Annotated in this window: 9 protein-coding genes and 1 tRNA gene; 5 read left to right on the top strand and 5 right to left on the bottom strand. The window is 63.8% G+C overall.

Going from position 1 to position 14,050, the window contains the following annotated elements; translation table 11 throughout:
- A complete protein-coding gene (aroA, locus tag AC07WC_RS13945; protein ID WP_495210515.1) occupies positions 1–1,314 on the top strand; it encodes a 3-phosphoshikimate 1-carboxyvinyltransferase in 1,314 nt (437 codons plus the stop codon).
- A gap of 147 nt (positions 1,315–1,461) precedes the next feature.
- Here the strand turns inward: aroA and AC07WC_RS13950 are convergent, their stop codons facing one another.
- Together AC07WC_RS13950 and AC07WC_RS13955 are read right to left on the bottom strand one after the other, a co-directional pair.
- Entirely contained in the window at positions 1,462–2,040 is a 579-nt protein-coding gene (locus tag AC07WC_RS13950; RefSeq protein ID WP_495210516.1) for an energy transducer TonB, read from the bottom strand.
- Between the two features lie 149 nt (positions 2,041–2,189).
- On the bottom strand, positions 2,190–2,825 hold the full coding sequence (locus AC07WC_RS13955; protein ID WP_495210517.1) for an energy transducer TonB: 636 nt from the start codon (positions 2,823–2,825) through the stop codon (positions 2,190–2,192).
- Between the two features lie 112 nt (positions 2,826–2,937).
- Between AC07WC_RS13955 and serS the strand changes: the two genes are divergently transcribed.
- Positions 2,938–4,218 carry a serine--tRNA ligase gene (gene serS, locus AC07WC_RS13960; RefSeq protein ID WP_495210518.1) on the top strand — a complete coding sequence of 427 codons (1,281 nt, stop codon included), beginning with the start codon at positions 2,938–2,940 and terminating at the stop codon, positions 4,216–4,218.
- 49 nt (positions 4,219–4,267) lie between these two features.
- Here serS and AC07WC_RS13965 read toward each other — a convergent pair whose 3' ends face one another.
- Both AC07WC_RS13965 and AC07WC_RS13970 read right to left on the bottom strand, forming a co-directional pair.
- Positions 4,268–4,618 carry an SH3 domain-containing protein gene (locus AC07WC_RS13965; protein ID WP_495210519.1) on the bottom strand — a complete coding sequence of 117 codons (351 nt, stop codon included), beginning with the start codon at positions 4,616–4,618 and terminating at the stop codon, positions 4,268–4,270.
- Between the two features lie 198 nt (positions 4,619–4,816).
- Complete coding sequence (locus AC07WC_RS13970) at positions 4,817–5,398, bottom strand: FMN-dependent NADH-azoreductase (protein WP_495210520.1); 582 nt, start codon at positions 5,396–5,398, stop codon at positions 4,817–4,819.
- Positions 5,399–5,520: 122 nt separating this feature from the next.
- Here AC07WC_RS13970 and AC07WC_RS13975 point away from each other — a divergent pair, with 122 nt between their 5' ends.
- Both AC07WC_RS13975 and AC07WC_RS13980 read left to right on the top strand, forming a co-directional pair.
- Positions 5,521–6,513, top strand: coding sequence for a LysR substrate-binding domain-containing protein (locus AC07WC_RS13975; RefSeq protein ID WP_019184298.1), 993 nt, complete (start codon positions 5,521–5,523; stop codon positions 6,511–6,513).
- Positions 6,514–6,669: 156 nt separating this feature from the next.
- A tRNA-Ser gene (locus tag AC07WC_RS13980) sits at positions 6,670–6,759 on the top strand.
- Positions 6,760–7,481: 722 nt separating this feature from the next.
- Here the strand turns inward: AC07WC_RS13980 and AC07WC_RS13985 are convergent.
- Positions 7,482–8,243, bottom strand: coding sequence for an abortive infection family protein (locus tag AC07WC_RS13985; RefSeq protein WP_495210521.1), 762 nt, complete (start codon positions 8,241–8,243; stop codon positions 7,482–7,484).
- 86 nt (positions 8,244–8,329) lie between these two features.
- On the opposite strand from AC07WC_RS13985, the gene AC07WC_RS13990 reads away from it, so the two are divergent.
- Positions 8,330–13,987 carry a DUF3320 domain-containing protein gene (locus AC07WC_RS13990; RefSeq protein ID WP_495210522.1) on the top strand — a complete coding sequence of 1,886 codons (5,658 nt, stop codon included), beginning with the start codon at positions 8,330–8,332 and terminating at the stop codon, positions 13,985–13,987.
- Positions 13,988–14,050: the final 63 nt, after the last annotated feature.

The raw sequence follows: 14,050 nt of genomic DNA on the forward strand, positions 1-14,050 counted from the left end.
ATGACCGCATCTCCGTACTGGATCGCCCACAAGGGCCAGCCCCTGCAGGGCAGCCTGACCATTCCCGGCGACAAGTCCGTTTCGCATCGCTCGGTGATGTTCGCCGCGCTGGCCGATGGCGTCTCGCGCATCGATGGCTTCCTGGAAGGCGAAGACACCCGCGCGACGGCGGCGATCTTTTCGCAGATGGGCGTGCGCATCGACACCCCGTCGCCCTCGCAGCGCATCGTGCATGGCGTGGGCGTGGATGGCCTGAAGGCGCCGAGCGCACCACTGGACTGCGGCAATGCCGGTACCGGCATGCGCCTGCTGGCCGGTCTGCTGGCCGCACAGCCGTTCGATTCGGTGATGGTTGGCGATGAATCGCTGTCGCGCCGTCCGATGCGTCGCGTGACCGGTCCGCTGGCCCAGATGGGCGCGAAGATCGATACCGAGGCCGACGGCACCCCGCCCTTGCGCGTGCACGGTGGCCAGAGCCTGCAGGGCATTGCGTTCGCCTCGCCGGTGGCCAGCGCGCAGGTGAAGTCCGCTGTGCTGCTGGCCGGACTGTATGCCGATGGCGAAACCTCGGTCACCGAGCCGCACCCGACCCGCGACTACAGCGAGCGCATGCTGCGCGCATTCGGCGTGGATATCGAGTTCTCACCGGGCCGGGCTCGCCTGCGCGGCGGCCAGCGGCTGCGCCCGACCGACATCGTGGTGCCGGCTGACTTCTCCTCGGCCGCCTTCTTCCTGGTGGCCGCCAGCATCATTCCGGGTTCCGAACTGCGCCTGCGCGCGGTCGGTCTCAACCCGCGCCGCACTGGCCTGCTGGCCGCATTGCGCCTGATGGGCGCGGACATCACCGAAGAGAACCATGCCGAGCAGGGGGGCGAAGCGGTGGCCGATCTGGTGGTGCGTTACGCGCCCCTGCACGGCGCCGAGATTCCCGAAGCGCTGGTGCCGGACATGATCGATGAATTCCCCGCCTTGTTCGTCGCCGCAGCCGCCGCGCAGGGCAACACCGTGGTGCGCGGCGCGGCCGAACTGCGGGTCAAGGAATCGGACCGCCTGGCCGCGATGGCGACCGGCCTGCGCACCCTGGGCGTGCAGGTCGACGAGACCGAGGACGGTGCGACGATCCATGGCGGCGCGGCGCTGGGCAGCGGCACCATCGAAAGCCATGGCGATCACCGCATCGCGATGGCCTTCGCCATTGCCGGCCAGCTCAGCACGGGCGAGGTGCGGGTCAATGACATCGCCAACGTGGCGACCTCGTTCCCGGATTTCGATGGTCTGGCAACCGGCGCAGGCTTCGGTCTGAAGGCCGCTTGACGCAGCGCCCGGGTCTGTCCGGGCGCTGCGTCGAGATATGCGGTTGCCGGGCAGCGCCCGGTACCATCCCGCTCCGTCGCTTCGACATGCGGGACGAAAAAGGGAGGCCATTGGCCTCCCTGTTCGTTTCCGCCTCAGCGCATCCGATCAGCGCTCGGTACGGAAGTCCACCGGAACGCGTACGACGCTCGCTACGGCACGCCCGTTGTGCATCGCCGGCTCGAACTTCCAGTCGCGCACGGTGGTCAGCACTGCACGATCCAGATCGCGGTCACGCGTGCCACTGCGCTGCACGATGTTCGCCTCGGTCACCTGGCCGCGGGGATCTACGTTGAGGCTGGCCACCACGCTGCCCTGCACGCCGCTGCGCAGGGCAGTGCGCGGGTAGGCCGGCTTGGCGTTGCTGGCCAGCGGGCGGGCCTCACGATTGCGTACCGCCGGCGTCGCCTTGCGCTGCTCGGTGGCCGGAGCCGCCTGGCGGTCCGTCGGGGCGGGCGTGGTCGCCACGGGCGCGGTCTCGGTGGCGGGCAGCATGCGCTGGCCCACCGGTGCGTCGTTGGTATCGCCCGGGGTGGCATAACGCAGCCACACCAGCGCGGCGGCGAACATCGCCACGATCAGAGCCACCCACAACCAAGGTGACGTGCGGCGATTGTGCGGCTCATCGATCACGTCGCGCTGGTGCTGCGGCGAGCGGGGCATGTCCGGGGCATGGGTAACACTCATGGCTGACTCCTGGTGTCGATGTGACGCCCGCAGTCTTGCCCGTATGCAGTTGCGGATGTGTCAGCGCAACGTCAACGCGACGACTGCATTGCCATCAAGGTTCAGTTTGCTGAGCCGTTGCGAAATCGCGGGGGTGACGCCGCAACGAATCACTGCGGCGTGAAGTCGAACGGCACCTCCAGGCTGCCAGGCACTGGTACGCCGTTGTTCTGTGCCGGCTGGAAGCGCCAGCGACGCACCGCATCGGACGCGGCACGATCAAGGTCGCGTGAACCACTGCGCTGGATCAACGTCACGGCCGAGGGATAGCCGGTGGCATCCACATCCACGCGCACGACTACCGTGCCGCGGTCACCGCGGCGCAATGCGGCGGGCGGATAACTGGGCGGCGGCGACTGGTCGGCAATCGGCTGCGGGCGGTCGCTCGGCGCCATCGCGGTAGAAGCCGGTGGTGCCGCAGGCGCAGCCGGGGCGGCTGGCGGTGGCGGCGGGGCGGTCTCCACCAACTGCGGCTTTTCTTCGTTCGCGGGCGGTGCCTTGGCGTCGGGCATGTCGCTGGAACCGGCGGCAGCGGCCAACGGCTCGGGCAGCGGTTCAACCTCCGCCACCTGGGCAGGGGTCTGCGCGGCCGGGTCGGCCTTGTAGAAGCCGTCATTGCGGCTGCTCAGCCACACCACCAGGAACAGCAGTATCCCCACGCCGAAGGCGATCGCGGCGATCTTGAGGCTGCGGCGGGGCAGCTGGAACGTGATGTTCTTGCCAGGAGTCGAGCGGGAAGCAGACATGGGGCATACCGTATGGATCACCGCGATTCTGCCACGCCGGCGATGAACCGGCGGCAGAAAAACGCATAACAGGCGATAATCCCCCTCCGAACCCGTAGACCCCTCTGCCGCCATGCTCGATCCAGCCCTGCTCCGCCAACAGCCCGCCGACCTCGCCGAACGCCTGCGCTCCTCGCGCGGTTTCGAGCTGGATGTCTCCGGGCTGGAGTCGCTGGAAGCCGATCGCAAGCGGATCCAGGTGCGTACCCAGGAGCTGCAGAGCCTGCGCAACAGCCGTTCCAAGGCGATCGGCCAGGCCAAGGCCAAGGGTGAGGACGTCTCGGCGATCATGGCCGAGGTGGCTGCCTTCGCCGATGAACTGAAGGCCTCGGAAGTGGCCCTGGATGTGCTGCGCGAGAAGATCGAAGCGATCGCGCTGGGCATCCCGAACCTGCCGGCCGAGGACGTGCCGGCCGGCCAGGATGAATCGGAGAATGTCGAGCAGAAGCGCTGGGGCACCCCGCGCGCGTTCGACTTCCCGGTGCTCGATCACGTCGAGTTGGGCGCCCGCAACCGCTGGCTGGATGGCGAGACCGCGGCCAAGCTGTCCGGCTCGCGTTTCACCGTGCTGCGCGGCCCGATCGCGCGCCTGCACCGTGCGCTGGCGCAGTTCATGCTCGACCTGCACACGGGCGAGCATGGCTATGAAGAAACCAACGTCCCGACCCTGGTCAACGCCGAGTCGCTGCGTGGCACCAGCCAGCTGCCGAAGTTCGAGGACGACCTGTTCAAGACGGCCGTCGGCGAGTCCACGCGCTACCTGATCCCGACCTCGGAAGTGCCGCTGACCAACATCGTGCGCGATGAAATCGTCGACGCCGAGCAGCTGCCGCTGCGCATGACCGCCCATTCGCTGTGCTTCCGCGCCGAAGCCGGCAGTGGCGGCCGCGACGTGCGCGGCATGATCCGCCAGCACCAGTTCGAGAAGGTGGAGCTGGTGGCTGCCTGCACCCCGGCGCAGAGTGATGAAGAGCACCAGCGCATGACCCGCTGTGCCGAAGTCGTGCTGGAGAAGCTCGGCCTGCCGTACCGCAAGGTGCTGCTGTGCACCGGCGACATGGGCTTTGCCGCCATCAAGACCTACGACCTGGAAGTGTGGCTGCCCTCGCAGGACACCTACCGGGAGATCTCTTCGTGCTCCAACTGCGGGGACTTCCAGGCGCGCCGCATGCAGGCGCGCTGGCGCAACCCGGAAACCAGCAAGCCCGAACTGCTGCACACGCTCAACGGTTCGGGCGTGGCAGTGGGCCGCGCGATGATCGCGGTGATGGAGAACTACCAGAACGCCGACGGCAGCATCACCGTGCCGGACGCGCTCAAGCCCTACATGGGCGGCCTGGACGTCATCGGCTGATCCAGGAGAAACCCGCCGCAAGGCGGGTTTTTTGTTGCCGTCCGCGGCATCACCTGGCCTGCAGCACCCGCAGCGGTACCCAGCCCTCGGCGCCGCGCTCAGCGGCGACGCACCACACCCAGCCGTTGACCACGCGCGCCCCGACCAGCTCCTGCTCCGGGTCCACATCGAGCTCGCATGCGGAGTAGTCCTCCTGGGCGAACGCGTCACCTTGTGCATCGCGCACGATCATCTGCGCCGGCACCCAGCCCGGCTCCTGCCCAGGCACCTCGCACAGATACCAGTCGTCCCAGCCTTCATCGCCCTGGTAGCGGCGCCCGACCTGCAATGCCTGGCCGCGCTCAACAACCAGCGGGTGCGGAAAGGCGCTGCGGTGCGGGGCAATCACGAGGTAGCGCATGCAGCGCCTCCGACAAGGTGGGTCACCAGCCTAGAGGCGCCTGTCGGCATCGCCCAGTACGGGTGTCGCAGTTGCGTCATCGAAAAAAAAGATGGCCCCGGGAGGGGCCATCAGGCGCAACGCCGGCAGGGGAGAGAAAACCGGCGCCGCGCACCACGCCACCACGACGAGGGGGAGGGAGTGGCGTGGGGGTGCAGCTCAGGCCGCAGCCAGCTCACGCGGCTGCGGCAGCGTTGCCAGCGCCTGGGCAATCGCATCGGTGCGGTGCTGCGGCGAGTAGGCGATACCTTCGGCGCGCACGAACTCGACAGTGTCGATGCCGAAGAAGGCGAAGACCTGGCGCAGATACGGGTCCTGGAAATCGGTCGGGGCACCGGTATGCAGGCCGCCGCGGCTGCTGGCCACGATCACGCGCTTGCCGCCGGCCAGGCCCACCGGGCCATTCTCGGTGTACTTGAAGGTGCGGCCGGCCACGGCCAGGCGGTCGATCCACGCCTTGAGGGTGGAAGCGACGCTGAAGTTGTACATTGGGGAGCCGATGACGACCACGTCGGCGGCCAGGAACTGCTCCAGCACCTGCTCGGCATCGGCCACTTCGGCCGGGTCCGACTGGGCCAGGGAGGAGCTGCGCAGGTGCGGGACCGGCTGGGCGTCGAGGTCGCGATAGCTCACCTCCAGGCCCGGCACCTGGTCGCGCCACTGCTGGACCACGGCGGCGGAGAGCTGGCGGGAAACCGAGTTGTCGCCAAGCACGCTGGCGTCGATGTGAAGAAGCTTCATGGCAATCACCTGATTCTGGGGAGGGGCGGGGGACGCCGCCGACGGAGAACAGGTTAGGTTGTTGCCAGTTTGGAATAAAGGTGATTGAATACCACGTATTGTTCTATATCTGGAACTTCGGTATGCAAGACCTCAACGACCTCTACTACTTCGCCATGGTGGTGGATCATGGTGGCTTCGCCGCAGCAGAACGCGCGCTCGGCATCCCCAAATCCCGCCTGAGCCGCCGTATCAGCCAGTTGGAAACCGACCTCGGCGTGCGCCTGCTGCAGCGCTCCACGCGCCGCTTCGCAGTGACCGACGTCGGCACCAGCGTGCATCGCCACGCACAGACCATGCTCGCCGAGGCCCAGGCCGCGCGCGAAGTGGTCGACCGCCTCAGTGCCGAGCCGCGTGGCCTGGTGCGCGCCAGCGTGCCGGTGTCGCTGGCGCAGATGCAGTTGCCCAAGCTGCTGCCGATTTTCCTCGCGCAGTACCCCAAGGTGCGGCTGCAGCTGAACATCAGCAATCGCCGCGTGGACATCATCAACGAAGGCTACGACGTCGCCCTGCGCGTCCGCTCGCGCCTGGATGACGACGGCAGCCTGGTGATGCGCAGCTTCGGCCAGGTGCAGGAACTGCTGGTGGCCAGCCCGAAGTACCTGGATCGCGCTGGCCGCCCGAAGGACCCGGACGAGCTGACCAACCACGTCACCCTGAGCATCAGCGAAGACGAAGCCCGTCAGCGCTGGGAACTGCACGGCCCCGAAGGCGCGGTCCGCCGCGTGGACCTGCAGCCACGCGTGGCCGGCTTCGACTTCCCGCTGCTGCAGAGCATGGTCAAGGACGGCTTCGGCATCACCATGCTGCCGGAGACCGTCTGCGCCGACGCCGTGCGCAACGGCGAGCTGGAAGTGGTGCTGCCGGACTGGTCGCTGCCGCAGGGCATCTGCCATGCCGTCTTCGCCTCCCGCCGCGGCCTGCTGCCGGCGGTGCGCGTGTTCATCGACTTCCTGGCCGAACACCTGCCGCCGCAGCTGGAGGCCTCGCGCCTGGATTGCGGCGGGGCGTGCGAACGGGCCAAGGAGAAGATCAAGGCGAGTGCCTTGGGTGCGTTGGCGGTGGATGCGGGCTGAGCCCGGCAGGCAGCGGGTGGGCAAATCCCACCTGAAATGCGAGAATGCGACCCCCGGCCCATGCCGGGGAGCCATGCCGGACGGGGACGCTGCCCCGACCGGTTGCCCGGGTTGCAATGACCCGGGCACGCGGGGCGCGTAAGGCGTTACCGATACGGAGAGATGGCCGAGCGGTTTAAGGCACCGGTCTTGAAAACCGGCGAAGGGTCATTCCTTCCGTGGGTTCGAATCCCACTCTCTCCGCCAATCACGCATAAGTCACTGAATATGAATTGTGTTGTGCCTTGGCTGTTAGGCGGAAAGCATGCAGGAGACAATTGCATTGTAAGCCCTCACTATTTGAGTCGGTCCAAGACTGTTGCTGGTCTTTCGCGATACGGGCAAGGGGATCGGATGCACGACAATGAGAGCATGGCCAAGATGGCGGAAGCGCTTGAGCTGCCCGTGGTCCATTTTCATGCCGTCAGTGAAACCTGTGACAGAGGCAAATTTGGTGATGTCCAATTGCGCATGAACGAGCAGGAGAGGCTGTTGGCTCAGATGCGCGAGTTCGCCGAACAAAGAGCTAAAACGAGTTCCACACGCGGAGTTAGATAGCAAGGCCGTGGTTCGTGCTGTCCGGGGCGGTCTGTCGAACCCAATGGTCAGCAAGCTAGCGCGCAGTCGTCGGGTCTAGGAGTCTTGTGACATCCAGCCCCATTCTTCAAACGGCGCTTGTGCACTAAATGCTCGGGTAGTTGCATGGCTCATAAGACGGATTCGCTGTGTGGCCGCTTTTTGCTGCGCGCGCCCGGTTGGCACATGCAGGAATGTGCAAACCGGGCGAGAGCGCGGACGTAGTTCACATCCGCCTCGTTGCGAGTGACGCATATTTCCAACTTCACCGCGTTCGTGAAGGGTCTTAAGCTAAGGGGACGAAAACGCAGCAGGGTCGACTCTTTTTGGGGCTGTCGTGCCGCGCTATTGGCCTATTTTCTCTGCGTTCTACCGTCTAGATATTGGATAATGCTGCGCGTCAAGTTGACGACAAGTAATGCCTCATCTCGCTCGACCAGTTGATCGTTGGCATGAGCCAGGCTTCCGCGGTTACGTAGTGGGTTGAGCGCGTCAAGGATGTTTCCAATGGAGAAGACGATTTTGCGCATCGCATCGTCTTGGACGCCCATATCGCGCAGAGCGGGATGGTTCTCACGCATCAACTTAAAAATCTGAGTGACTCCTGGATCCGTTGGCAGCGTAGACATGTCCAATCCTGCCGACCGACACATCGTTTTCAAGTAGCCGTGGAGAGCGGTGTGAACGCGATCCAGGGCGCTCACTGGTCCCTGTGCCTCCAACAGCGATCCCGCGTCGGCCAATGCTTGGTGCACTAGCTCGCTGGCCAGCTTCGGGGACGTCGGCTCTACGGCGGCAATTTGGCTGCATCGCTTCGCCATTGCAAGCAACTTGGCGCGCGCCTCCGGGGTTCGCTGGACCTCCGAGCCGACCGGGAAGCGCCGGGCAACGCCTCGGACGATCGCTGCCTGAGACCGAGGCTCAGCGGAAGACAGTACCGCCAAGAAGCGTTGGCGCGTCGTGCCCGGGTATTCCTCGGGATCGACTTTTAAGTCGCAATAGGCGGCGTAGAACTCACGGTGGGACGGATAGGTGAAATCGCCCAGGTAACCGCCTGACACGCCAATGTAGTGGTTGGCGATCCAGTGGATCTCAGTAGGACGCAGGCCATCCATGGAGCCCCTCGCTCGCCGGGTGGAAGGCCGGCCCAGATAGGGGCACTATAGCTCTGGCGCCCAGTTTCGGGCCATAGGGGGAAGACATGGAAAGGTCGTTTCAGGAGGGGACAGTCGACGCCCCGGAGAGCGGGTCGGTGCTCCGGGAGCGAGGCTCGCTGATTGACAAGGTCAATCGGGCCCGCCTGGAGCTGCTCGACCTATCGACCCGTAACCGGTTGCTTAACGTTCCCCGTTCCGGCCACGCCAAGACGGTTGAAGTGGTCAATGAGCTCGCACGAGCGATGTATCAGACGCTCGTCATCGACGGAAAGCGCTTCACCTTCGTTGCTGGTAGGGCTGATCCAAAGACGGCCGTAGACGATACCGTTGGCGAGGAAAGCGGACAGTCCGACTTAACCAGCCTCGTCCAGGTCAACGCTGTTGATGCGGAAGCCGACCTCGCGCTTCTCGAGGATGAGCCGGACGACCTTGAGCTTTTGGCGCAGCCCAACCTAGAGCTGGACGAACAGGGACGCCGTGTCAGCCACTGGGACGCCCAGTTGATGACGCGCTTGACGCCGACCGGCCTCCAGAAGCGGCTTTTAGACCTCTACGTCGACGCCCGCACGCTTCAGGAAGAGCAGGGCATCAACGTGCTCTACCTCGGTATTGGCTACCTTAAATGGCGAGCGCCGACCACGCCTAAGATCGACCGATATGCTCCCCTCGTGCTGGTGCCAGTTGCCTTGGAGCGCAGCAATGCGGGCGAAAAATTTCACCTTCGATGGCAGGGTGACGAGATCGTCGCCAATCTGTCGCTCCAGCTCTTCTTGCAACGTCAGTTCGAGATGAAGCTGCCCGAGATCGATGAGTTCGAAAGCCTTGACATCGATGACTACCTGTCCAAGGTGGCCGCCCTGATTGAGGGCAAGCCCGACTGGTCAGTTGTGCCGGACGATGCGGTCCTGGGCTTATTCTCGTTTGCTAAGTTCATGATGTATCGGGATCTGGATCCCGTGAGTTGGGAGCAGTCTGGTGGCCTGGAAGCGCTCCCCGCACTTCGTGGCGTAGTTTCGGACGGCTTCCCCGGCGCGGCTATTTCCACCAACGATGAGGACATTGACGCTACTGTTAGCCCGGAGCATATGCGCCATGTCGTCGACAGCGACAGCTCCCAGTCCCTCGTCGTCCATGATGTGCTTAAGGGGCGGAGCATCGTGGTCCAAGGGCCGCCGGGCACCGGCAAGTCCCAGACCATCGCCAACATTATTGCTGGGGCGATTGCCGAGAAGAAGCGCGTGTTGTTCGTGGCGGAGAAGCTGGCGGCACTGGAAGTTGTGAAGAGGCGCTTGGACCAAGTTCGCCTTGGCGCCGCGTGTCTTGAGCTTCACAGCAACAAGGCGAACAAGCGAGCCCTGCTCGAAGAACTGCGACTGACATGGAATTTGAGCCCACTGGCCGATGAGGACAGCGGCCCGATCGTTCGTCAGCTCACTGAGCGACGCGATTTGCTTAACGCCCATGCCTTGCGCCTACACCAAGAACTGCTGCCGTCGAAACTGACGCCCTACGAAGTGTTCGGCAACCTTGTTCGGCTGCGCCGGGAGGGGCATGTCACGGCACGCATCCGGCTCGATTCGCCGCTCGAGTGGGCGTGGGACAGAGTGGGAGAAAACCAGAAGCTGCTTCAGGATCTGTGTGACCGTGTCCTCACCATGGGCATCCCCGACCAGCACGCCTGGGCCGGTGTGGAGAATGAGGCGCTCCTGCCGAACGATCGGGATCGGTTGATTCGGGAGATCGCTGACCTTGCCAATAAACTGAAGGACTGGAGGCAACGCGCCGTTGAGCTGACCGGCATGCTCGAACTTCAGTTCTCCGACCGCCTCGACGCGCCCCAAGCCGCAATCGAGCGAGCCAAGATTCTGCTGACGGCACCGCCCCTCGGGTCCGACGCACTCGCAGACGCCTCGTGGGAGGCGCCTGCAGGCCCCGAAAGCCTCATCGAAGACGTCCGGCGGGCGCAGGAGCTGCGCCAAACTTGTAACGAGTTTGCATGCGAATCCGCACTTGAGCAGGAGTGGGGGCAGACGAGGCAAGACTTGTCGAATGTTCCTGGAGACTTCGTCGTAGGCAAGGAACTGTCTGCGATGCGCGATGCGCACCAGAAGCTGTCGGGCATGGCTTCTGACCTAGCCCGGCTAGCCCAATTGGTAGGGGAGCAGCGACCGCTGACATTTGAGGTAACGGCTCATGTCTGCGCGCTTGCGGAGCGCGCTAGCTCAGCGCCGCAGATCGATCGCGATGCTCTAGTTGCCCGTATTTGGGAGCGAGGCGTTGACTCGGTCCAGAACCTGGTTGATTGGGTGCAGCAAGTCCAGACGGCCCGCCGTGAACTCAGCGGGGTGTTCCGCGAGTCTGCCTGGTCCGCTGACCTTGAGGACGCCCGGCTGCAAATCGCAAGCCGCACTGGCAGTTTCTTCCGCTTTGTAAGCGGCGAGTGGCGCGCCGCGAATCGGCTGGTCCGCGCGCAGCTTCGAAATCCCAAGCTGCCGGTTGATCAGTTGCTTCCAGAATTGGACAAACTCCTTGACGCACAGGCAGCGCTTCGTCGTGTCGAGGAGGGCAATGCTCAGGGCGAGGAGGCATTCGGTGCTAACTGGGAGCGTGATCGCTCTGATACTGCTTTCTTGAGGGGCGTAGTAGCTTGGATGCGCGGCATGCGCCCGCTCGGGCTGGGCGCTCGCGAGCAAGTCGCTGCTATTGGTGACAGGGGGTTAGCGGCTGAGTTGGCGGCTCGTTTGGCGCCGGGGCTGGCCGAAGTCCAGGCCCTTTTGTCTCCCATACACGAATCACTGTTCAGCAGCGCGCAGATGCTGTGGAGCGCGGTAGAGTCCTCGCTTCCGAAGGTTCCGCTGCTTCGATTGTTGGACGACACGGCCCCGTTCGCGCAGGCCATTTTGGTGTGCGATTCGCTGAATGACGCCAAGGCGTTGACCGTGACACTGGCCCTCGAGCGCATCGACGCTCTGACCAGCACTCAGGCAGCCCTTGCCGCACTTGTTCAAATCGACCCGCAGGGCGAAGCCACGTTCGGTGACCTGTGGCTAGGCCTCGCTTCGGACGCTGCCGCGCTCCAAGAAGCCTGTCTCTGGATGACTACCAATACTGACTTGAGGGTGCTTGCCTCGCGCACTGCCGACCCCCAGCAGAAGCTCGAGCAGGCGGCAAGTCAGCTTGAAGAGGCTGAAAGGCTGGGCATCAAGCTTTCTGAGCTATTCACTGCCCTGCGATTTGCGGGCAACGACGAGGTCGCATCGGATTCCGCTGACGTCTCCGTAAATGCCGCGATAGTCCAGCTCAAAGCGTGGGAAGCAGATCCGGAAGGCCTCCCGCAATGGGTTGCTTATATCGCTCAAGCAAATGTGGCCGAACGACGTGGACTGAAGAACTTCGTCGATGCGCTGGCGACCGGCTCGCTGGCTCCCGATGAGGCTCGCGGCACGTTCGATCTAGCCTATTATGAGGCGGTTCTGTCGGCAATGGTGGGCCGGGACCCGGAGCTGGCGACGTTCGACGGCAAAAAGCAGGCCGAGATTGTCGAGTCGTTCTGCGAGCTGGACCGAAACCGCATTGACCTGGCTCGGCGGCAGGTTTCGCGCTCGCATCGCGAACGAATCCCATCGAAGAGCGGGGCCGCGGGCCCTGTGGCGGTGATTCTCGGCGAGATGGCGAAGAAGAGAAGCCACCTCCCTATTCGCCAACTGATGGTGTCGGCGGCGCCTGCCATCCAGGCACTCAAGCCAGTCTTCATGATGAGTCCGCTGTCGGTGGCGCAGTTTTTACCGCCCGGCGCGGTGGAATTCGATCTTTTGGTCATTGACGAGGCAAGTCAGGTCCAGCCAATCGATGCCTTGGGTGCTATTGCCCGTGCGAAGCAACTGGTCATCGTGGGGGACGAGCGTCAGTTGCCCCCCACGCGGTTCTTCTCAAGAGCTCTAGGCGATTCGTCCACACCGTTGGATGACTCCGCAGCGCCTGCCGACGTGGAGAGTATCTTGGGCCTCTGCTTGGCGCGTGGATTGCCGGACCGAATGCTCCAGTGGCACTACCGAAGCCGCCACCAGTCTCTAATCGCGGTTTCTAACAGTCAGTTCTACGAGAACAAGCTGCTGATCGTGCCAAGCCCCTACACGAGTGAGGCGGGAGTGGGTCTGCGGTTTCACCACTTGCCAGACGCCGTTTATGACCGGGGCGGGACCAGCACCAACGCGCGTGAAGCTAGGACGGTTGCCATGGCCGTTATTGCTCACGCACAAGCGACACCGCATCTTACCTTGGGGGCTGCCGCTTTCTCGACCCAGCAGCGGCGCGCTATCTTCGACGAAGTGGAACTGCTGCGTCGCCAACATCCTGAAACCGAAGGCTTCTTCACGGCGCATGCCCATGAGCCTTTCTTCGTCAAAAGTCTCGAGAACATCCAGGGCGACGAACGCGATGTCATCTTTATCTCTATCGGCTATGGCCGAGATGCGCGCGGCGGCGTGAGCATGAACTTCGGTCCGGTCAGCAGCGAAGGCGGCGAACGCCGTCTCAACGTGCTCATCAGTCGCGCCAAACAACGATGTGAGGTCTTTTCGTCCATCACTGATGAAGACATCGATCTCAGTCGAGGCAAGGGTAAGGGCACTGCTGCACTCAAATTGTTCTTGCACTATGCCCGCACGGGGCGTCTCCATATCGCAAACGAAGCTGTCGAGGAGCGCAAGAAGACGTTTGAGCAGGAGGTTGCCAAAGCGCTCATCGCTCGTGGCTACGACCTTCATATGAATGTGGGCGTGGCCGGGTTCTTCGTCGACATCGCCATCGCCGATCCGGAGAAGCCAGGACGCTACGTCATTGGCATCGAATGCGACGGAAACTCCTACCGGAAGTCTAACGGTGCGCGCGATAGAGATCGTCTGCGTGACCAGGCGCTACGCGACAAAGGCTGGCAGGTCCACAGGGTGTGGAGTGCCGAATGGTTCCTGAGGCCCGCCGCGGAGCTTGATGCCTTGGTGCGCGTCATCGAGCGCTCAAAACTGGAGCCGGATCCCTTTGAGGCGGAGACGGTTTCTCGATCGCGCGCCGTTCCAATCAACATCGAGAGCGTGGACCACGACGATTTCGTCGAGGTGGGTCTGGTCAGCTCTGACGAGTTGCCCAACACCGATCCTTATGTAGAAGCCAACTTCGCTATGCCTAGCCAGCAACAGGAGCTGCATGCAGTTCCTGCGATGCGGATGGCAGGCTTTGTGCGCGACTTGGTTCACATCGAGGGCCCAATCCATCGGTCAGAGGTCGTCGTGCGCATTCGTTCGCTATGGGGCTTGCAACGGGCAGGAGGGCGCATCCAGAGCGCGGTTGATGAGGGCATCCGGCGGGCAGTCGAAGACGGTCTGGTGCTGCAGGATGGCGAGTTCCTTCTGTGGCCTGGACGCGGTATTCGAGTGCGTGACAGAAGCAGCGTTCAGTCCCTGAGCCTGCGGCGCCCCGAACTGCTTCCACCCATGGAGATGGATGTCGCGATTTTGGAGCTGGTGCGCGAGAACCTGGGCGCGACATTGGACGAAGTCGCGCTCCACGTGTCGCGCCGCCTGGGCTTCCGAACCACGAGCGCGCAGTTGCGTGCGGCTCTGGTGGGGCGGACCGAATCACTTTTGGCGCGTGGTGCCTTGGATTTGCGAAATGGATTGGTGGTTGAGCGGCCTGTTCAGCAGTGATGGTGCGTGGCCTCGATTCGCCATGAAAAAGCGGGCTTGCTCCTATCACGGCAAAATTCACAG

It is taken from the genome of Stenotrophomonas sp. GW821-FHT01H02A (assembly GCF_059422145.1).

Excerpts from the sequence above, each read along its gene's own strand:
- aroA (WP_495210515.1), top strand. The coding sequence starts at position 1 with ATGACCGCATCTCCGTACTGGATCGCCCACAAGGGCCAGCCCCTGCAG.
- AC07WC_RS13950 (WP_495210516.1), bottom strand. The coding sequence starts at position 2,040 with ATGAGTGTTACCCATGCCCCGGACATGCCCCGCTCGCCGCAGCACCAG.
- AC07WC_RS13955 (WP_495210517.1), bottom strand. The coding sequence starts at position 2,825 with ATGTCTGCTTCCCGCTCGACTCCTGGCAAGAACATCACGTTCCAGCTG.
- serS (WP_495210518.1), top strand. The coding sequence starts at position 2,938 with ATGCTCGATCCAGCCCTGCTCCGCCAACAGCCCGCCGACCTCGCCGAA.
- AC07WC_RS13965 (WP_495210519.1), bottom strand. The coding sequence starts at position 4,618 with ATGCGCTACCTCGTGATTGCCCCGCACCGCAGCGCCTTTCCGCACCCG.
- AC07WC_RS13970 (WP_495210520.1), bottom strand. The coding sequence starts at position 5,398 with ATGAAGCTTCTTCACATCGACGCCAGCGTGCTTGGCGACAACTCGGTT.
- AC07WC_RS13975 (WP_019184298.1), top strand. The coding sequence starts at position 5,521 with ATGCAAGACCTCAACGACCTCTACTACTTCGCCATGGTGGTGGATCAT.
- AC07WC_RS13985 (WP_495210521.1), bottom strand. The coding sequence starts at position 8,243 with ATGGATGGCCTGCGTCCTACTGAGATCCACTGGATCGCCAACCACTAC.
- AC07WC_RS13990 (WP_495210522.1), top strand. The coding sequence starts at position 8,330 with ATGGAAAGGTCGTTTCAGGAGGGGACAGTCGACGCCCCGGAGAGCGGG.